Annotated in this window: 18 protein-coding genes and 2 tRNA genes; 10 read left to right on the top strand and 10 right to left on the bottom strand. The window is 49.2% G+C overall.

The features are described 5' to 3' along the window. Positions 1–4: 4 nt before the first annotated feature. From rlmN to F7D47_RS10805, 9 genes are all read left to right on the top strand, one after another. Positions 5–1,072, top strand: a complete 1,068-nt coding sequence (gene rlmN, locus F7D47_RS10765; protein ID WP_022121005.1) for a 23S rRNA (adenine(2503)-C(2))-methyltransferase RlmN — start codon at positions 5–7, stop codon at positions 1,070–1,072. A 17-nt stretch (positions 1,073–1,089) separates the two neighbouring features. Further along, positions 1,090–2,025, top strand: a complete 936-nt coding sequence (locus tag F7D47_RS10770; RefSeq protein WP_153085042.1) for a DUF4837 family protein — start codon at positions 1,090–1,092, stop codon at positions 2,023–2,025. Between the two features lie 8 nt (positions 2,026–2,033). After that, on the top strand, positions 2,034–3,131 hold the full coding sequence (locus F7D47_RS10775; RefSeq protein WP_153108148.1) for a PdxA family dehydrogenase: 1,098 nt from the start codon (positions 2,034–2,036) through the stop codon (positions 3,129–3,131). A 161-nt stretch (positions 3,132–3,292) separates the two neighbouring features. Continuing rightward, a complete protein-coding gene (locus tag F7D47_RS10780; protein WP_117692064.1) occupies positions 3,293–4,657 on the top strand; it encodes a sigma-54 interaction domain-containing protein in 1,365 nt (454 codons plus the stop codon). Further along, complete coding sequence (locus F7D47_RS10785; protein ID WP_006846339.1) at positions 4,654–5,175, top strand: LptE family protein; 522 nt, start codon at positions 4,654–4,656, stop codon at positions 5,173–5,175. Before F7D47_RS10780 ends, F7D47_RS10785 begins: the two co-directional genes overlap by 4 nt. Before the next feature lie 112 nt (positions 5,176–5,287). Further along, positions 5,288–6,067, top strand: coding sequence for a tetratricopeptide repeat protein (locus tag F7D47_RS10790; protein WP_218482529.1), 780 nt, complete (start codon positions 5,288–5,290; stop codon positions 6,065–6,067). A gap of 36 nt (positions 6,068–6,103) precedes the next feature. Beyond that, positions 6,104–6,499, top strand: coding sequence for a preprotein translocase subunit SecG (gene secG / locus F7D47_RS10795; RefSeq protein WP_118151969.1), 396 nt, complete (start codon positions 6,104–6,106; stop codon positions 6,497–6,499). A 78-nt stretch (positions 6,500–6,577) separates the two neighbouring features. Then, positions 6,578–6,653, top strand: a tRNA-His gene (locus tag F7D47_RS10800). A gap of 34 nt (positions 6,654–6,687) precedes the next feature. Next, positions 6,688–6,763, top strand: a tRNA-His gene (locus F7D47_RS10805). 199 nt (positions 6,764–6,962) lie between these two features. Here F7D47_RS10805 and F7D47_RS10810 read toward each other — a convergent pair. From F7D47_RS10810 to F7D47_RS10835, 6 genes are all read right to left on the bottom strand, one after another. Further along, positions 6,963–7,535, bottom strand: coding sequence for an L-threonylcarbamoyladenylate synthase (locus F7D47_RS10810; protein WP_118079018.1), 573 nt, complete (start codon positions 7,533–7,535; stop codon positions 6,963–6,965). Between the two features lie 38 nt (positions 7,536–7,573). After that, the gene (gene fmt, locus F7D47_RS10815; RefSeq protein WP_153085044.1) at positions 7,574–8,668 is read right to left on the bottom strand and encodes a methionyl-tRNA formyltransferase; all 1,095 of its coding nucleotides are present in this window, start codon (positions 8,666–8,668) and stop codon (positions 7,574–7,576) included. A gap of 80 nt (positions 8,669–8,748) precedes the next feature. Next, entirely contained in the window at positions 8,749–10,563 is a 1,815-nt protein-coding gene (locus tag F7D47_RS10820; RefSeq protein ID WP_437181608.1) for a chloride channel protein, read from the bottom strand. A gap of 15 nt (positions 10,564–10,578) precedes the next feature. After that, the gene (locus tag F7D47_RS10825; protein WP_153083400.1) at positions 10,579–12,165 is read right to left on the bottom strand and encodes a peptide chain release factor 3; all 1,587 of its coding nucleotides are present in this window, start codon (positions 12,163–12,165) and stop codon (positions 10,579–10,581) included. A gap of 58 nt (positions 12,166–12,223) precedes the next feature. Beyond that, entirely contained in the window at positions 12,224–12,778 is a 555-nt protein-coding gene (locus F7D47_RS10830; protein ID WP_006846332.1) for a DUF4924 family protein, read from the bottom strand. 91 nt (positions 12,779–12,869) lie between these two features. After that, on the bottom strand, positions 12,870–13,547 hold the full coding sequence (locus tag F7D47_RS10835) for a LysE family translocator (protein WP_153085045.1): 678 nt from the start codon (positions 13,545–13,547) through the stop codon (positions 12,870–12,872). Positions 13,548–13,858: 311 nt separating this feature from the next. On the opposite strand from F7D47_RS10835, the gene F7D47_RS10840 reads away from it, so the two are divergent. Then, on the top strand, positions 13,859–14,839 hold the full coding sequence (locus F7D47_RS10840) for an ROK family protein (RefSeq protein WP_153085046.1): 981 nt from the start codon (positions 13,859–13,861) through the stop codon (positions 14,837–14,839). Between the two features lie 234 nt (positions 14,840–15,073). On the opposite strand, the gene F7D47_RS10845 is transcribed toward F7D47_RS10840, so the two are convergent. The 4 genes from F7D47_RS10845 to trpA all read right to left on the bottom strand — a co-directional run bounded on the left by F7D47_RS10845 (position 15,074) and on the right by trpA (position 19,223). Further along, entirely contained in the window at positions 15,074–15,640 is a 567-nt protein-coding gene (locus tag F7D47_RS10845) for an anthranilate synthase component II (protein ID WP_118079021.1), read from the bottom strand. Between the two features lie 67 nt (positions 15,641–15,707). Next, on the bottom strand, positions 15,708–17,147 hold the full coding sequence (locus F7D47_RS10850; RefSeq protein ID WP_153085047.1) for an anthranilate synthase component I family protein: 1,440 nt from the start codon (positions 17,145–17,147) through the stop codon (positions 15,708–15,710). A 22-nt stretch (positions 17,148–17,169) separates the two neighbouring features. Further along, positions 17,170–18,369, bottom strand: coding sequence for a tryptophan synthase subunit beta (gene trpB / locus F7D47_RS10855; RefSeq protein WP_022121018.1), 1,200 nt, complete (start codon positions 18,367–18,369; stop codon positions 17,170–17,172). Positions 18,370–18,446: 77 nt separating this feature from the next. Continuing rightward, complete coding sequence (gene trpA / locus F7D47_RS10860; RefSeq protein ID WP_153085048.1) at positions 18,447–19,223, bottom strand: tryptophan synthase subunit alpha; 777 nt, start codon at positions 19,221–19,223, stop codon at positions 18,447–18,449. Between the last annotated feature and the right edge of the window lie 6 nt (positions 19,224–19,229).

The following is a 19,229-nucleotide window of genomic DNA, read 5'->3' on the forward strand; positions in this document are numbered from 1 at the left end:
CAGTATGAATAATGAAAAAAAATATCTTTTGGGCCTTACACTTGCCGAATTGAAGCAGGTAGCAAAGGACTTAGGCATGCCCGCCTTCACCGGTGGGCAGATGGCGAAGTGGCTCTATGAGCAGCATGTGAAGAGCATTGATGAGATGACCAACATCTCTAAGGCGAACCGTGCCAAACTCGCTGCCGAATACGAAATAGGATGCTTCGGATATTCCGATGCGCAACATTCGGTGGATGGTACCATCAAGTACCTCTTCCCTACCCGGAGCGGCAAATTTGTCGAGACGGTTTACATCCCCGACAAAGACCGCGCCACGCTGTGCGTTTCTTCGCAGGTGGGATGCAAGATGAACTGCCTGTTCTGCCAGACCGGCAAGCAGGGGTTTGAGGGCAGCTTGCCTGCAGGCGACATTCTGAACCAGATTTACTCGCTGCCGGAGGTGGACAAGCTTACCAACATCGTGTTCATGGGTCAGGGCGAGCCGATGGATAATCTCGACAATGTGCTGCGCGCCACAGAGATTCTCACCGCCGACTACGGCTGGGCATGGAGCCCGAAGCGCATCACGGTAAGTTCGGTGGGCGTGAAGAACAAGCTGAAGCGGTTTCTGGAAGAGAGCGACTGCCATGTGGCCATCAGCATGCACGACCCTATCCCTTCTGAGCGCGCAGAACTGATGCCTGCCGAAAGGGGCATGGGCATTGAGCAGGTAGTAGAACTGCTGAGGAACTATGATTTCTCTCATCAACGCCGCCTGAGTTTCGAATACATCGTGTTTAAGGGCGTAAACGACAGTATGCAGCATGCCAAGGCCATCATCAAGCTGGTGAAGGGACTTGACTGCCGCTTCAACCTGATCCGTTTCCACCAAATTCCAGACATTCCTCTGCAAGGTGTGGATGATGAGAAGATGGAGCAGTTCCGTGATTATCTCACCCAGCATGGTGTCTTCACCACCATCCGTGCCAGCCGCGGCCAGGACATCTACGCCGCCTGCGGTCTGCTCAGCACCTCGAAGAAAATCGGAGAAATCCGTGAGCACGAGGATGAAGAGAAGATGAATAAGTAAGGAAAGGTGGGGGAAAAATGGTTAGAGAATCTTTAAAGATCCTACTTGCCGGCTGTCTTTTGTTCCTTTTTCTGGCAAGTTGCAGCCCGGGAGGAGGAAGAAACAGAAAACTGCCCAAGAGCACAGGACAGCCTTACGAGGTGGTGCTCGAGGGAGATACCGACAGCATCGTGACGAAGATACTGACGGAAGAGGTGCCTGCCCTGCCCCAACCCGAACCGCTCTGCCGGCTCATCCAGGTTAAGAAGGGCAAGATTCACGGCAGCTACCTGCTCGTAAGAACTCGCATCGTAGTGAACATCCCGGCAGCGGAATTCTCAGTCAGGCTGAGCCGCAACGAGAATGCTTCACCGCAGACCGTCATCCGCATCTCAGCCCGCTCGCTGCAGCAACTCAGAGAGAAACTCAACCCCGAGAAACTGCGCCAGCTCGTAGATGAGACTGAACTGGAGCACCTCGCCTCCATCATCTCCACCAACCCGAGCAAACAGAACCGCGAGATGCAGCAACTGGTAAAGAAGAACTTCGGCATCAGCATGATCATCCCTGCCGAAATGCAAGCAAGCAAGAAGGCCGGGAACTTCATCTGGATTTCAAACAACGCCAGTTCGGGCATGAAGAACCTCATCCTCATGAAAGTGAAGAGGGAAGAACGAAGAGGGAAAGCCAATTCTGATGCTTTTCCTGCTCAAGAGAAGCAGCAGATTGACAGCATGCTCCGCACAAACATGCCCGGCGAAACCGACAGCATGTACATGATAATCCCGGTCCTTTCAGAAAAAGGACTCTGGGAGATGAAGGGCGACGCCATGGGAGGCCCCTACGCGATGAGGCGCATCCGCCTGAGAAAAACGGGGGATGAAATCATCATCATCGGCTTCGTCTATGCGCCCGAAATGAAAAAGAAAATATTAATCAAGCAGCTAGAAGCTGCGATTTCTACTATAAAATAAAACGATAAATGGACAGCAAAAAGATTAGAGTGGCCATCACTCACGGAGATACCAACGGTATCGGATACGAACTCATTTTTAAGGCATTCAGTGAGCCAGAGATGTTGGAGTATTGTACCCCTATCATCTACGGTTCGCCTAAAGTGGCAGCTTATTACCGCAAGGCGATGAATCTGCCTGCCCAGTTCTCCATCATCCAGAAAGCAGAAGATGCTGAAGACGGAAGAATCAACCTCCTGCCAGCCGTAGACGAGGAGGTAAAGGTTGACATGGGCATGCCTACTCAGGAATCGGGTACGGCAGCCATCAAGGCACTTGACCGAGCCATGACCGACTACCGCGACGAGCTCTTCGACGTGCTCGTTACCGCACCGGTAAACAACCAGAACGCACAATTTGAGGGCTTCCAGTTCAAGGGTCACAAGGAATACATAGAAACTTGCCTGGGCGAAGGTGCCAAGGGCCTTTCCATCCTCTGCGGCGGCGACCTTCGCATCGCATCCGTAACCGGAAAAACTCCGCTCAAGGACGTGCCGGCAGCTATCACCCAGGAGCTCATCATCGAGAAGATGAAGCAGATGCACACATCACTGAAGCGAGACTTCATGATTACCAACCCGCGCATCGCCGTGCTCGCCCTGAATCCTAGCAACAATGGTGAGGAGAGCTGCGGACCAGAGGAAGCCAGCAGCATCATCCCAGCCATTGACCAGCTTGCCGAGCAGAAAATACAAGCTTTTGGTCCTTACCCTACTGACGAGTTCTTCGGCAACGGCCATTTCGTAGAGTTCGACGGCATCATGGCCATGTATCATGATCAGGCTACTACCCCGTTCCATTCTCTCTACACCGAGGATGGCGTACTCTTTACTGCCGGTCTGCCACTCGTGCACACCGCCGCCAACACCACTCCTAGCTACAGCATCACGGGCTGCAACGAAGCCGATGCAATCTCCTTCCGCCACGCCATCTACTTGGCGCTGGATGCCTTCTGCAACCGCGAAGACTATGATGAGGCCTACGAGAATCCACTGCCTAAACTCTACCACGAGAAGCGTGACGAGAGCGAGAAGGTAAGATTCTCCATCCCTAAGAAAAAGGGATAAGAGAAAGATTCCCTATTCCCGAGAAAAAGCGGAATAAAGAAAGATTCGGGAGGGCAGATGACGCAAAAAAGGCAAATCTGCCCTGTAATCAGACCTTCCGAACGTTAAAATTAAAAAAAAATGCAGATAATTCAGAAAAAATGAGTAATTTTGGCAGCTAAATGGATACTTCCGAACTACAAAAGATAAAACAACGCTACAATATCGTCGGTAACAGCGACGGATTGAACCATGCGCTCGACGTAGCCCTACAGGTAGCGCCGACCGATCTCTCCGTGCTCATCATCGGCGAGAGCGGTGTGGGTAAGGAAATCATTCCAAGGGTGATTCACGACAATTCGCCACGCCGCAGAGAGAAATATTTCGCCATCAACTGTGGAAGCATTCCGGAAGGAACCATTGACAGCGAACTCTTCGGACATGAGAAGGGTTCCTTCACTGGAGCCATAGGCGAAAGCGAAGGATACTTCGGTATTGCCAACAAGGGTACCATCTTCCTCGACGAGGTGGGCGAACTCCCGATACAGACGCAGGCAAGACTGCTACGCGTGCTCGAAACGGGAGAATACATCCGCGTGGGTGGAACTGAGATAAGGAAAACGGATGTCCGCATCGTGGCAGCCACCAACGTAAACATGCGCAAGGCTGTGAGCGAAGGCCGCTTTCGCGAGGACCTCTACTACCGCCTCAACACCATCCCGATACAGATGCCTGCATTGAGAGAGCGGGGCGACGACATCCTCCTGCTCTTCCGCCTCTTCGCCATGCAGATGGCCGAAAAATACCGTCTGCCTAAGATTTCACTCTCAGATGAGGCCAAGCAGATTATGCTGAAATACAAGTGGCCGGGAAATGTGAGACAGCTCAAGAACATTACCGAACAGATGTCAGTGCTGAGCCGAGAAAGAGAAATCGATGCACAGACCCTCACCCAGTTTATTCCGAGAGATGAGGAGTCTACACAGCTCGCCACCATACAGAAGGATGGCAAGGACGACCATAGCTACGCCAGCGAGCGCGAACTGCTATACAAGATTCTCTACGAACTGAGGGGCAACGTGAGCGACCTAAGACGAGAGATGAACAGCCTGCGCAAGCAACTCGATGAGGCACGCCAGTTGGGCGGTACAGGCGGATATGTTTCTCCGGTTCAGCCGAATACCCAGGTAGCTCCAGTATCATCCGTATCTCCGGTTTCATCGGTTTCTCCGGTTCCGTCCGTATCATCCGTTCCATCGGTTTCTCCGGTATCTTCCGTACCTCCGATTACCGATCTCGACGAGCTACAACACATCCGTCAGGAAATAGCAACAGGAGGCATGAGGGGCACTTACAAACCCGAAGCCGAGGATGCTGAGATTGAGGAGATCAAGGAAGAAAACGAGAATCTGAACCTCAGCGACCTTAGCAAGCAGATGATAGAAAAGGCACTGGAGAGAAACAACGGAAACCGCAAGAAAGCGGCAGAAGAACTGGGAATCTCCGACAGAACTCTGTACAGAAAGATTAACAAATATAAGTTATGAAGCATATACGCGCGTACCTATATATAATAGGAGTCACACTGATGGTGGCGGTCATGGCAGCATGCTCCGTGAGCTACAAGTTCAACGGTGCCAGCATCGACTACACCAAAACCAAGACCATACAGATAGCCGACTTCCCTATCAGAAGTTCGTATGTATGGGGTCCGATGGGTCCGATGTTCAACAACGAACTCAAGGATAAGTTTGCCAGCAACACCCAGCTCATACAGGTGTCACGCAACGGAGACCTGAAGATAGAGGGCGAAATCACCCAATATTCTCAGCGCAACAAGTCGGTTAGTTCTGAGGGATACTCAGCACAGACCGAGCTCAGTATCACCGTAAACGTACGTTTCACCAACACCAAGAACCATGCCGAGGACTTCGAAAAGCAGTTTACATCTGCCAAGACCTACGACACCACTCAGAGCCTAGCCTCGGTGCAGGAAGAACTGGTAACCCAGATTATCAAAGACCTGGTAGACCAGATATTCAACGCTACGGTAGCTAACTGGTAAAGTAAGTGAAGAACGAAAAGTGAAGAGTGAAGAATTCAACGGCTTTACTGCTCATAAAGTTCAAAACTCAATGTTCAAAGTTCAAAGTAAAATAAAGTAAAGTAAAAATATCGTGGAATTAAGCAGATTGATACAACACCCGGAGGAAATGAACCGAGAGACGCTCTACGACTTGCGCGCCCTCTTGGCCTTATATCCGTATTATCAGACGGCACGCCTGCTGATGTTGAAGAATCTGTACCTGCTCCACGACCCGAGTTTCGACGAAGAACTGCGCCGTGCAGCCATCTACATCACCGACCGTAAGATTATCTTCGAGATGGTAGAGGCAGCACACTATCAGATAAAAAACGCCCCTGAAGAGGCTGAATCCAACAAGCAGCAAGGCGTAAGAGGAATAGGAGCAGAAAAACACGGAGACCGTACTAGCGACCTCATCGACCACTTCCTGGGATCCATTCCTATGGAAGAAGATGAAAAAGAGAAGAAGGAGAAACGTAAGCCTACACCTGCTGACGCGGCTGTAGACTATGTGGCTTATCTCATGGAGACCGAAGACCAGCAGGAGCCAGAAGATACTTCGCGCACCATGAGTCTCATCGACGACTTTATGGAGGATGGCGGTTTCAAACTGCCTAAAATCCAGCAGGACGAAGATTACAAACCAGAATTTACTCCCGAACTTCAGACCGATTCCGGCAAGGATGGCGAAGAGGAAAACAGCGGTGTATTCACCGAAACCCTCGCCCGCATCTACATCAAGCAGGGCAAGTATCAGAGGGCTTACGAAATCATCAGCCGCCTGCATCAGCAGCATCCTGACAAGAACGGATATTATGTTGACCAGCTCAGATTCCTTGAGAAACTGATGCTGAACAGCAAGAAGAAATAAAGAAGAATAATAAATAAATAAAACTAGTTTTAAAAAATGGCTTACACATTATTAGTAGTATTAATCGTCCTGGTAGCTATCCTGATGATTTTCATCGTGCTCATCCAGGAATCAAAGGGAGGTGGACTTGCAAGTAACTTCTCTTCAACCAACTCAATCATGGGTGTTCGCAAGACCACTGACATTGTTGAGAAATTAACATGGGGCCTCGCTGCAGCCTTGGTTGTCATCAGCGTGGCATGTGCTTATGTAGCCCCTCAGGCAGCTGGCGAAAGCAGTGTTTTGGAGGGAGCCACTCAGGAGCAGACCGCTCTTCCTGCTATGCCAGGTGCTAGCAAGGATGCAGCAGCAGGTGCTCAGAAGGCTGTTCCTACAGCTGGTGCAGATGCCCAGAAGGCAGCTCCAGTTGTTCCAACAAGCCCTGCAAAATAAAAAATAAGAAAAAAGGTACGAAAAAATTTGGTAGAACCATTTTTTTTTCGTACCTTTGCACCCGCTTAACAAGAATATGGTGGACGTAGTTCAGTTGGTTAGAGCGTCAGATTGTGGTTCTGAATGTCGTGGGTTCGAGTCCCACCTTCCACCCAACTATTTTTGAAAAAGCAAAACATAACCAATATGGTGGACGTAGTTCAGTTGGTTAGAGCGTCAGATTGTGGTTCTGAATGTCGTGGGTTCGAGTCCCACCTTCCACCCAAGGTAAACCCTGCAAGATTCATTTTTTGCAGGGTTTCTTGTTATATATCCATATTGAGCGGAAATTCTTTTTTGTCATATAAACGAATTGCAATAGTACTTCTTTAAGTATATTATAGACTGAAAACATACAAAAAAGCCTGCTAAGGGAAGAAAATATCCCTCTAGCAGGCATTTCATATAAGGATGAATTGAAAACTTATCTGATTACTTTCACTTCACCATCCTTAGCAATCTTAACGATGCTGGAAGGCTGATGAGGTTTATGCTCCTGACGGCGGCTCCAGCAAACATAATCTACAGCATTGAGGATTTCCTCGGAGATGTCGCGATAATTCTGTGCAGCAGGCTCACCACTCACATTAGCACTTGTACTTACAATAGGCTTCTGAAAACGGTAACAGAGTTGTTTGGAGAAAGGCTCATAGGTAATACGCATCGCCAGACTTCCATCCTCTGCTACCAGATTATTAGCCACTCCACTCGCATCATCAAGAATAACCGTAGTAGGCTTTACAGGCATGGCTGCATCGATGAAATCCCATGCTACCTGTGGCACATTGCGGAAATAACGCGCCATGCGGTCAGCAGAATCTATCAGGCAGATAAGCGCCTTAGAATCGTCACGTTTCTTTATTTCATAAACTTTCTTTACCGCTTCAGGGTTGGTGGCGTCGCATCCTATGCCCCATACGGTATCTGTAGGATAGAGTATCACTCCACCCTTTCGCATGCACTCTATAGCACGCTTGATGTCTTCTTCTACAGTCATAATACTATAAAACTAAAAAATCAAAAATCTTTTGAATCTTAAAAATCGTCACTAACATCTTTCTTCAAACACTCATAATAAGCTATGTCCTTCATACCATTGAGAAAAGCAGAAGCATCCATGCGTTTCTTGCCACTGAGCTGCAACTCCTGAATAATGAGCCATTCGTCAAGGCAGGCTACTTGTAACGACTTCCCCTCAACGCGGAGCGATCCCACAGGCGCATCACCACGCTTCATACATGAAAGACGGGTAGAAAATATCTTAAGTACCTGAATTTTCTGTGTACTCTGCTTATGGGATGGATGAGTAGTAGGCTCAGGGAACCTCACGTAATCATCATCTCCCTTAGGATCGTCAAAGAATACTACAGTCTCCTTCTTCTTAATTTCAGTCCATGCACCAGGGTATGGAGAAAGACCGCGGATGAAATCATACACCTGTTTGGCAGGCTTGTGGAAGTCGATGCGGCAGGTATCCTTGAAGATTTTCGGAGCCGGCTTGAGTTCGGCACCCTGTCCTATCATTTCGCTCTGAGGAATGGAACCGATATTGCCATCGGCAGCGATGAGTGCATCAATGGTTTCCAGCGCCAATTCAGCACCAAGATGCATCAACCCGTCGTAAACATACTCCACATTTGCCGTCTCCGGAATAGAAAAACGTTTCTGCAGGATGATGCGACCGGTATCAATATCGTGGTCGAGGAAGAAGGTGGTAACACCCGTCTCCTTCTCGCCATTAATCACTGCCCAGTTGATAGGCGCCGCACCGCGATACTGCGGAAGGAGGGCTGCATGCACATTAAATGTACCATATTTCGGCATCGCCCAAACCACCTCAGGCAGCATGCGGAAAGCAACAACCACCTGCAAGTCAGCCTGATAAGAACGCAACTGCTCCACAAAGTCAGGGTCCTTCATCTTTACAGGCTGCAGCACCGGTAAACCATGCTCTACGGCATACTGCTTAACCTGCGAAGGTTGCAGCGTATCCTGATGTCTGCCCACCGGTTTATCAGGCTGCGTAACCACAGCCACCACGTTGTAACCGCCCTCTACCAGGCGCTTGAGGGATTCCACCGCAAACTCCGGTGTTCCCATGAAAACAATTCTCAAATCCTTCTTCTCCATAAAACACTAATATTTTAAAATAAAACCAGCAAAGCCATTGAATTCTTCACTCTTCGTTCTTCACTCTTCACTTAAAACTCCTACTCTGCCGACATATCCGCTACAATCTGCCTGTACATGGAATAGATTCTAGTACGGCTGATGTAACCCTTCAGTACGCCTGCCACATCAATCACTGGCAGCTGGGCGGCATCGGTTTTATCAAATTTCTGCATCACCTCGTCCATACTGTCATGTTCGGTAAGAACGGCAGAAGGCTGCATCATCAGCTGACGCACGGTGAAATGCTGATACAGTTCGGTACGGAAGATGATGTGGCGAATCTTCGTAATATCTATTACTCCCAACAGCACACCCGCCTGATCCAAAACAGGCAGAAAGTTGTTGTTACTGCGACTTATCTCACTCACCAGCTTGCTCATCGGCAGATCCGGACCTACCGGATGATAATCTTTCTCAATGACATCCTGCATGCCCAGCAGGGTGAGCGCAGCCTTGTCAATATGGTGGGTGAGCAGCTTGCCCTCTCTAGCCAGACGCAGGGCGTAGATGCTGTGACTCTCAAAGATGCTGATGGTGAGCAGCGAAGAGATGCACACTATCATCAGCGGCATGAAGAGCTGGTAGCCGCCCGTGAGTTCGGCGATGAGGAAGATGCCCGTAAGCGGTGCATGCATCACGCCCGTAATGAGGCCCGCCATACCCATCAGTGTAAAGTTCTGCTCAGGAACATAGACACCTACCTGATTCACATTCCAAAGGCGCGCAAAGAGGAAACCGGCAAAACCTCCGATAATGAGCGAAGGAGCAAAGGTACCACCGCATCCGCCACTACCATTGGTGGCCGAGGTGGCAAAAACCTTGGTAAAGGTTACCAAGGCGATGTAGAGGATGAGCAGCTGGTTGTGCCCGTAGAAGAGCGAACGGCTCATCACCTGCCCCCAGTCTTCCACATTCTGTCCCTTCAGCAGCACGTTGACAGCCGAATATCCCTCGCCATAGAGCGAAGGGAAGAGGAAGATGAGCGAACTCAGAATCAGTCCACCAAACAGCAGTTTTACGTATGGATAAGGCGAAAGCTTGGCAAAGAAGCCCTCGCATACCGACATGGTGCGCATGAAATAAAGGCTCACCAAACCGCAAAAGATGCCCAATAACAAGCAGGCAGGCACGCGGTCGAGCGCCCACGGATTGGTAAGCGTAAAATCGAAAAGGCTCTTGGAGCCCATCAGAATGTAGGTAAAGCAAGTAGCTGTTACACAACTGATAAGGATAGGCAGCAAGGAAGCCATGCTCAGGTCTACCATCAGCACCTCGAGCGTAAATACGAGTCCGGCAATGGGCGCCTTGAAGATGCCTGCAATGGCTGCAGAAGCACCGCAGCCCACCAGCAGAATCATGGTTTTCTTGTCCATGCGGAAGATTTGTCCCAGGTTTGAGCCGATGGCCGAACCCGTGAGCACAATAGGAGCCTCGGCTCCCACGGAACCACCGAAACCGATGGTGATACCTGATGCCACCACCGATGACCAGCAGTTGTGGGCCTTGAGCTTGGAATTTTTGGTAGAGATGGCGTAAAGCACACGGGTGATACCGTGGGAAATATTATCTCTGACCACATATTTAATAAAGAGCATGGTGAGGTAAATACCCACAATCGGGAAGAGCAGGAAGAGCAGGTTATAGGTGCCCTTGTTAAATCCCGAAGTGAGCAGCAACTGTATTTCGTGCACAATGCCGTGCAGGAAATATCCTGCCACCGACGCCAGAAGGCCGATGATAAAAGCCAGGATAAGGGTCATCTGGCGGTCAGAAATATGTTTTTTCTGCCAATCCACCATCTTACTGACCCATCCCTCTTTCTGCTCGTTGTAATCTAGAATTTCTTCATCCATCTTTTTTACATTGATTTAGAATTCCGATGTGAAATGGAACTTGATGTGTTCAAAATCCTGCTGCGCCATGCTCAACACGTAGCCCGAATCGGCAAGAAAGACATCACGCCCCTCAATATCCTTGGCCATGTACTGGTACTTGCGCTTCTTGAAGCTCTCGAGTTCCTTCTCGTCATCTGCCTCTATCCAGCAAGCCTTGTGAAGATGCACGGGCTCCCAGCGGCACTTGGCGTTGTACTCGTTCTCCAGGCGGTACTGGATAACCTCGAACTGCAGCTGCCCCACGGTGCCCACGATGCGGCGGCCGTTGAACTGGTTGACGAAGAGCTGCGCCACACCCTCGTTCATGAGCTGCTCCAATCCCTTCTGGAACTGCTTGCTCTTCATCGGGTCATCATTCTCTATGTACTTGAAAAGGAGTGGAGAGAAGCTTGGCAAACCGCGAAAATGCATCTTCTCTCCCTCCGTCAACGTATCTCCTATCTTGAAAATACCGTTGTCAGGCAAACCTACAATGTCACCAGGATAAGCCTCGTCAATGGTACTCTTGCGCTGTGCCATGAACTGGGTAGGCGAAGAGAAACGCACGTTCTTATCCAAGCGCACGTGGTAATAGGGCTGATTTCTCACAAACTTGCCCGAGCATATCTTACAGAAAGCGATGCAGGAGCGGTGGTTTGGATCAATATTGGCTGTAATCTTGAAGATGAAACCACTGAACTTAGGTTCTTCAGGCTTCACCAGTCGCTCCTCTGCCTGGGTGGGTCTAGGAGATGGAGCAATATGAACAAAACAGTCGAGGAGTTCCTGAACACCAAAATTGTTCAGTGCCGAACCGAAGAACACAGGTGCTACTTCGGCCGAACGATAGGTTTCTTCCTCAAACTTAGGGTAAACACCATCTACCAGTTCCAGTTCCTCACGCAGCTGTGCAGCCTCACGTTCACCAACCCGCTCGTCGAGTTCTGAACTTTGGATATCTACCTCTACCTTCTCGGTAACTCGCTGTTTGTTAGGGGTAAAGAGGTTCAGCTGATGCTCGTAGATATTGTAAACGCCCTTGAAACGGGCGCCCTGACCGATAGGCCAGCTCAGCGGGCGAACCTTGATTTTGAGCTCTTCTTCCAACTCGTCGAGCACATCAAACGGGTCGCGTCCCTCACGGTCCATCTTGTTGATGAAGATGATTACCGGGGTATTTCTCATGCGGCACACCTCCATGAGTTTGCGGGTCTGTGCCTCCACACCCTTGGCAGAGTCAACCACGATGATGGCTGAATCTACGGCTGTAAGTGTGCGGTAGGTATCCTCGCAGAAGTCCTGGTGACCTGGAGTATCCAGGATATTCACCTTATAAGGTTCTCCCTCCTGTCCGGCAGGGAGATAATCAAATTCCATTACAGATGTAGATACCGAGATACCACGCTGTTTCTCAATATCCATCCAGTCAGAAGTCGCAGTTTTGCGAATCTTGTTATTTTTTACGGCACCTGCCACCTGAATCTGTCCACCGAAAAGCAGAAACTTCTCGGTCAATGTTGTCTTACCAGCATCCGGGTGAGAGATAATGGCAAATGTTCTTCTTCTTTCTATTTCGTTCATCCTGTTGTAAATATATAATAATGTATATTCTTAAAAAGTAATCACTAATAACTAATCCCTACATGTCGTCATCATCAAACTTGAGTCCCTCGGTTCGGTCTTTGATGTAATAATCGCTGAGCAGACCTATGAAAACGGTAATCTCCTTGATGGCCCTTTCGGTTTCGGGCGTAATTTCCTTCTTCTGCAGGCGCAGCATCATCACACCATAGAGGGCATCGAGGCAGGTTTCAATCTCGTTGAGATCCTTGTCGCCCCGCTGGCGCAACTCTACGATGAAAGGCAGCACCTTGTAATATTCGGCATTATAGATAGGAAACTTGGTGCTCTGCAGCAGCATGCCGTGCAGATCAATGACGTCCTTTAGAATCACCTTATTAATATTAAGGTGTCCTCCCTCGCGCTTTCCCTCCTCGTTCATCATGCGAATCAGGTTGCCAAACCAGTCGAGTTCTTCCTCGCGCTGCTCGGGTGTAAAGTCGAACCGGTCTACATAATTTTTCTTGATGACAGGCAGCGAGCATCCGTAAGCTCGGATGATGTCCTCAATCTGCCACATATATAATAAGTATTCTGCGATACTTTTCTTTCTTAATTCTTGTGCTACAAACATTTTTTCTGTATAAGAAGAAACGAGCTTAAGCCCTATTAACTAAAAACTCTAAAGCGGCTAAAGCCCCTATAAACTATTAACTATAAACTCTTTAAAATTCCGGCAGATGATACAGATTGAAAATCGTGCCGAAGAGAGCGATGATTGAGAAGATGATGACCACGCTGCCTATTACCTTATTGATAATGACGATGCCGTTGGTATCAAACTTGTTTCTAATCTTATCGATAAGCCAGGTGAGGCCGAACCACCACATCAGGGCTCCGAAGACGATGCTGAGGTATCCCACTCCCATTTCTACGGGCATATCAGGCACCACGAAGGCAAACTGCGCGAAGGTGGCCATGAAGAGGAACACGATGAGCGGATTGGAGAGTGTTACGAGGAATGCCGTGATGCCGTTGTGCATCAGGGTACCCTGCTTGTTGCTCGACTTGTGCATGTTCTTCATCGGGTCGCTCTTGAAGCAGTAGATTCCGAACACGAGGAGCATCAGACTGCCGAAAATCTGAAGATAGAACTTGTTCTCGGAGTTGCTCACAAAATCCATCACAAAACTCATACCCAAGCCTGTGAATAAGGCATATACGATGTCGCTGCATGCTGCACCCACACCTGTTACAAACCCATACCAGCGACCCTTGTTGAGTGTACGCTGGATGCAAAGGATGCCTACTGGACCCATAGGGGCTGAGGCAAGAACACCGATGACAATTCCTTTGAATATGAAGTCAAGGATGTTTATCTCAATTGGAAATGCTAAATTCATCTTAGTATCGTTACAATTTCTAACAGTCGGCAAAGTTACAAAATTTTGGGCACAAAGCACAATTTTTTCGCCTAAAAGTTCATTTTATATCCGTTTTTTATATTTTCGGGCACGGATTACACGGATTACGCGGATGTTCTGCATGAATATAAACAGGATTTAGGGCAACAGAGAAACTTCGGACAGCAAATCATCTGGCAGAAAAAAAAAGAAAATTAAAATTTTTTATATTTAAAAATAAACGAGAATCAAAAGTTTTCAGTATCTTTGCCGAGAAATAAAATAATTCTAACTAATTTTAAATAATTAACATGACAGATAATACACTAAAACCGTACGTAATAGGCCTTGACCTCGGCGGTACAAATTCAGTTTTCGGCATCGTAGATGCTCGCGGAGAGATCAAAGCAACAACTGCCATCAAGACAGGCGGTTACGGAAAAGTTGAAGACTATGTGAAGGCAGCCGTAGAAGCCCTCCAGCCTATCATTGATACAGTAGGCGGCATTGACAAGATTAAGGCTATGGGTATCGGTGCGCCAAATGCAAACTATTATAATGGAACCATAGAGTTCGCTCCAAATCTTCCATGGGCACACGACGGAGTTGTACCACTGGCTGACATGTTCAGCAAAGCCCTCGGCGGCTTGCCTGTAGGTATGACCAATGATGCCAACGCCGCAGCGCTCGGTGAGATGACTTACGGTGTGGCAAGAGGTATGAAAAACTTCATCGACATTACACTCGGTACAGGCGTAGGTTCTGGTATCGTTATCAACGGACAGATGGTTTACGGCTGCGACGGATTCGCAGGCGAATTGGGTCACGTTACCATGGTACGTGGCAAAGAGGGCCGTACATGCGGATGCGGCCGTACAGGATGTCTCGAAGCTTACTGCTCTGCCACAGGTGTGGCTCGCACAGCTCGCGAGTTTCTCGAGAAGAGCGATGAGCCTTCATTGCTCCGCGAGATGAACCCTGAGGATATTACATCTTATGATGTGAGCGTTGCTGCAGGCAAGGGCGATAAGCTGGCTCAGCGCGTATACGAGTTTACCGGCAAGATGCTCGGTGAGGCTTGCGCTGATTTCGCAGTCTTCTCTTCACCAGAGGCTTTCGTCTTCTTCGGTGGTCTGACCAAGGCTGGCGACCTCATCATGAAGCCTATCCAGAAGGCTTATGATGAGCACGTGTTCCGCATCTTCAAGGGCAAGGCTAAGTTCCTTGTTTCTACCCTTGATGGCAGTTCTGCTGCCGTACTCGGTGCGAGTGCTGTGGCTTGGGATATGTAAAATTTTTAAAAGATTAAGAAGGTTATTAGTAGACCTTTCCTTCATTGGGAAGGTGCGATTTAAGTTAATACAAACTCGCGAAACTCGTGAGAGGATTGTAGCGAGGGTTAGATGTTAGTAAAAAGCCTGGCACTCGAGAGAGCGTCAGGCTTTGCTTTTTCTTATCATAAACAAAAACCTCAACAACCACCATGCGGTCATGGTGGTCATTAAGGTCATTGGTCATTAAGGTCATTAAGCTTTTTCCAACCAGTTTCTCACCATCTTCTTGCCGTCTGGCGTCAGCACGCTTTCCGGATGAAACTGGATACCATGAATATCATAGTTCTTATGCTTCAGACCCATGATGCAACCATCATCGCTTACTGCCGTAACATCCAGGCAGTCGGGGAATCCCGAGCGGTCTACCACCCAAGAGTGGTATCTGCCAATCTCTATGCGCTTGTCCAACCCGTCGAAAATAACATCGTTGCCAAACTGGGTGCAAGGGGTAGCTACTCCATGATACACCTCAGAAAGATTGGTAAGCTTGGCGCCAAACGCCTCGCCTATAGCCTGATGACCCAGGCATACGCCCAGCATCGGCTTGCGGCCTGCATACTTGCGGATAACATCCATCAGCAGTCCCGCCTCCGACGGAATGCCCGGACCCGGACTCAGAATGATCTTGTCGAAGCGCTCCAGCTCCGGCAACTGGAACTGGTCGTTGCGGAACACCGTAACGTCAGCTCCCAACTCCTTTACCAGATGGGCAAGATTATAGGTAAAGGAATCGTAATTATCTATGATTACTACTTTCATCTTTTGTTATTTATTATTGATTAGTGAGTACAATCAGCGAGAAATAATCACTAATAATTAATCACTATTACAACTCTTCAGCTATGTGAATCGCCTTGGTCAGCGCACCGAGTTTATTGTTACACTCCTCCAGCTCATACTCATCATTGCTCTTTGCCACTACTCCACTACCCGCCTGGAACCAGAGTTCGCCGTTTCGGCTAATGAAGGTACGTATCACGATGGCCTGATTCAGGTCGCCGTTCAGACCGATAAAACCGATACAGCCTCCGTAGGCACCGCGGTTGTGAGGCTCCAGCTCTGATATAATCTGCATCGCTCTCACCTTAGGCGCACCGCTCAGCGTGCCGGCAGGGAAGGTATCAATAAACTCCTTGATGTGGTCGGCATGCTCATCCAACTCTCCGCTCACACGGCTCACGAGATGGATAACATGACTGTAGAACTGCATGTCCTTGTAGAAATCTACTTTCACCCCATGACAGTTGCGGCTCAGATCATTGCGCGCCAGGTCTACCAGCATCACGTGCTCGGCATTCTCCTTCGGGTCGTTGCGCAGGAATTCGGCAGCCTTGCGGTCCTGCTCCATATCTCCTGTGCGTCGGGTGGTTCCGGCAATCGGGTCAATGAACGCCTTGTTGCCCACGATGCGGTTATGGGTTTCAGGCGAAGAACCGAAGATGCGGAAACCGCCGAAGTCGAAATAGAAGAGGTAAGGCGAAGGGTTGATGCTGCGTAACGCACGGTAGAGTTTGAAATCATCACCCTCATATTTCTGTACGAAGCGGCGACTCACCACAATCTGGAATACATCTCCGCGCAGGCAGTGCTGTATGCATCGGCGTATGTTTGCCTTGTGCTCCTCATCGGTGAGCGTAGAGGTGGTTTCGCCCACCGGGTGGAAATCATAAGGTTTCACATTTGCCTTGTTCACCGCCTTGAGCAGTTCGTCGAGCTCTGGAAGGGAAGAGTGAGGATCTTCACTTTCCTGGAGCGCAATGAGCTCCATGGTGTTGTTGAAATGGTCGAAGACGATGATGTCCTTATACATGATGTAATAGATGTCGGGCGCATCATTCTTCTCCATGGTGGTATCCTTGACAGGGATGTTCTCAAAATATCTCACCGCATTGAAGGTGGTGAATCCATAGAGTCCGCAGAACTCCTTGCTCTCGCCCTCTACATAGAAGGAAGAGATGAAGTCGTTGATACTCTTTGAGATGGCGAGTTTGCACTCCTCGCCCTGACCGGCACCGAAGGCAGGAAGCTGCTCTTTCTCTACTCTTCCGTCGGGATAGGTCTTGATGACCTCACCATGACTCACGGCGATGCTTGCCAGCGGATGCACACCGATGAAGGAGCGCGAATTCTCGGAGCCATGATAGTCGGAGCTCTCCATCAGAGCCGACTGCGGATAAATATCTCTCAGCCGCATGTAGACTCCCACCGGCGTATAGAGGTCGGCGAGAATCTTGCGGGTAACTGTCTTGTAACTAAACTTTGCCATTTTAAAAATTAAATCTTTGCTATTAGAAGTTTCCGTACTCTCCTGCCATTTCCTTATGGCTCAAATATGTTTCTACATCCTTGTCGCCACGGCCTGATACGGTGAGCACCACCACATCATCCTTCTTGAACTTCATCTTCTTCAGGGCTGCCACGGCGTGTGCACTCTCAATAGCCGGAATGATGCCCTCCATGCGGGTGAGCTCGTAACCGGCGTAGATGGCCTCATCGTCCTTAATGGCGAGCACATGGCTCCTGCCCGATGTGGCAAGGTCAGCGTGCATAGGGCCGATGCCCGGATAGTCGAGACCGGCACTGATGGTAAAGGCTTCCTCTATCTGTCCGTCCTCGGTCTGCATCACGAGGGTGCGTGCTCCGTGGATGATACCTTCTGTGCCGCAGTGCATGGTGGCAGCGGTATAATCGGTATCTATTCCGTGTCCGGCAGCCTCAGCCAGATATATCTTCACGCGGTCATCATCAATGTAGTGGTAGATGGTTCCGGCAGCATTGCTTCCGCCACCCACACAGGCGATGAGGTAATCAGGATAGTCGCGGCCTATCTTCTCCTCCAACTGCCATTTCAGTTCTTCAGAGATTACGCTCTGCATCTTGGCAACAATGTCTGGATAAGGGTGCGGACCCATGGTAGAACCTACGATATAGAAGGTATCCTGTGGGTGGCAGCACCAGTCGCGTATGGCCTCAGAGCAGGCATCGCTCAAGGTCATATTGCCGGTGCGCACAGGGTTCACCTTGGCTCCCAGCATCTTCATGCGCTCTACGTTGGTATGCTGGCGCTCTACATCGGTGGCACCCATGAAAATTTCGCACTTCATGTTCATCAGGGCGCATACCGTAGCTGTAGCCACACCATGCTGTCCGGCTCCGGTTTCGGCAATGATGCGGGTCTTGCCCATCTTCTTGGCCATGAGAATCTGACCGATGGTGTTATTAATTTTGTGTGCACCGGTATGGTTCAGGTCCTCGCGCTTCAGATAGAGCTGGCATCCGTACTTCTCGCTCATGCGCTTAGCATAATAAAGAGGTGAAGGGCGGCCCACATAATCTTTGAGCAGCGCACGGTATTCCTTCTTGAACTCCTCGCTCTCAATGATTGGCTTGTAAGCCTGCTGCAACTCGGTTACACATTTATATAATATCTCAGGAACATACGCTCCTCCGAATTTTCCAAAAAATCCTTTTTCGTCAACTTGATACATAATACTTAGTTTATAATTTATTATTTATAGTTTATAGAGCAAGCCTGCTATACGGCGAAGCCGCTGTTAACTATCAACTACTTTTCGAGGCACTCAAAAAGCCCATCTAAAGCCTTATCCGGATCGCCAGTTTCATTGAGCAGGGTTACAAACTTACTGCCGATGATGGCTCCCGCCGCATTATCCTGCGCACTGGTAAGGGTCTGCTTGTTGCTGATGCCGAAACCTATCATGCGTGGGTTGCGCAGATTCATGCCATTGATGTGGTTGAAATAAGCCAACTTGGCATCGCCGAAACTGCTCTGGGCGCCCGTGATGCTCGCCGAGCTGACCATGTAGATGAATCCATCGGTATGCTCATCGATGAAACGGATGCGCTCCTCGCTGGTTTCTGGGGTAATCATCATGATGACACGGATGTCATACTTGTCGGCTATGGGTTTTACCACCTTCAGATAATCATCAAAGGGAAGGTCTGGGATGATGGTACCGCTCACTCCGCTCTCTACGCAGCTCTTGAAGAAAGCCTCAATGCCGTAGTGCATGATTGGGTTCAGGTATCCCATCAGCACGAGTGGAAGCTGCACTTCATCCTTGATTTCCTTCAGCTCGGCGAAGAGTTTCTTCACCGTCATTCCGTTCTTCAGAGCCATGGTTCCGGCACTCTGGATAACAGGACCATCAGCCAACGGATCACTGAAAGGGATTCCTACCTCTATCATATCTATCCCCTTGCGCTCCATCGCCTTAATTACATCACCGGTACCTTCTAAAGTTGGGCATCCGGCGCAGAAATACAAGCTCAAAAGCTTGCGGTCTTTATTGTTTGCAAATAATGCATTTATCTTATTCATTTTTTT

Origin of the sequence: Segatella copri (genome assembly GCF_009494835.1) — a bacterium.
Taxonomy (GTDB): Bacteria; Bacteroidota; Bacteroidia; order Bacteroidales; family Bacteroidaceae; genus Prevotella; species Prevotella copri_F.

Excerpts from the sequence above, each read along its gene's own strand:
- rlmN (WP_022121005.1), top strand. The coding sequence starts at position 5 with ATGAATAATGAAAAAAAATATCTTTTGGGCCTTACACTTGCCGAATTG.
- F7D47_RS10770 (WP_153085042.1), top strand. The coding sequence starts at position 1,090 with ATGGTTAGAGAATCTTTAAAGATCCTACTTGCCGGCTGTCTTTTGTTC.
- F7D47_RS10775 (WP_153108148.1), top strand. The coding sequence starts at position 2,034 with ATGGACAGCAAAAAGATTAGAGTGGCCATCACTCACGGAGATACCAAC.
- F7D47_RS10780 (WP_117692064.1), top strand. The coding sequence starts at position 3,293 with ATGGATACTTCCGAACTACAAAAGATAAAACAACGCTACAATATCGTC.
- F7D47_RS10785 (WP_006846339.1), top strand. The coding sequence starts at position 4,654 with ATGAAGCATATACGCGCGTACCTATATATAATAGGAGTCACACTGATG.
- secG (WP_118151969.1), top strand. The coding sequence starts at position 6,104 with ATGGCTTACACATTATTAGTAGTATTAATCGTCCTGGTAGCTATCCTG.
- F7D47_RS10810 (WP_118079018.1), bottom strand. The coding sequence starts at position 7,535 with ATGACTGTAGAAGAAGACATCAAGCGTGCTATAGAGTGCATGCGAAAG.
- fmt (WP_153085044.1), bottom strand. The coding sequence starts at position 8,668 with ATGGAGAAGAAGGATTTGAGAATTGTTTTCATGGGAACACCGGAGTTT.
- F7D47_RS10820 (WP_437181608.1), bottom strand. The coding sequence starts at position 10,563 with ATGGATGAAGAAATTCTAGATTACAACGAGCAGAAAGAGGGATGGGTC.
- F7D47_RS10825 (WP_153083400.1), bottom strand. The coding sequence starts at position 12,165 with ATGAACGAAATAGAAAGAAGAAGAACATTTGCCATTATCTCTCACCCG.
- F7D47_RS10830 (WP_006846332.1), bottom strand. The coding sequence starts at position 12,778 with ATGTTTGTAGCACAAGAATTAAGAAAGAAAAGTATCGCAGAATACTTA.
- F7D47_RS10835 (WP_153085045.1), bottom strand. The coding sequence starts at position 13,547 with ATGAATTTAGCATTTCCAATTGAGATAAACATCCTTGACTTCATATTC.
- F7D47_RS10840 (WP_153085046.1), top strand. The coding sequence starts at position 13,859 with ATGACAGATAATACACTAAAACCGTACGTAATAGGCCTTGACCTCGGC.
- F7D47_RS10845 (WP_118079021.1), bottom strand. The coding sequence starts at position 15,640 with ATGAAAGTAGTAATCATAGATAATTACGATTCCTTTACCTATAATCTT.
- F7D47_RS10850 (WP_153085047.1), bottom strand. The coding sequence starts at position 17,147 with ATGGCAAAGTTTAGTTACAAGACAGTTACCCGCAAGATTCTCGCCGAC.
- trpB (WP_022121018.1), bottom strand. The coding sequence starts at position 18,369 with ATGTATCAAGTTGACGAAAAAGGATTTTTTGGAAAATTCGGAGGAGCG.
- trpA (WP_153085048.1), bottom strand. The coding sequence starts at position 19,223 with ATGAATAAGATAAATGCATTATTTGCAAACAATAAAGACCGCAAGCTT.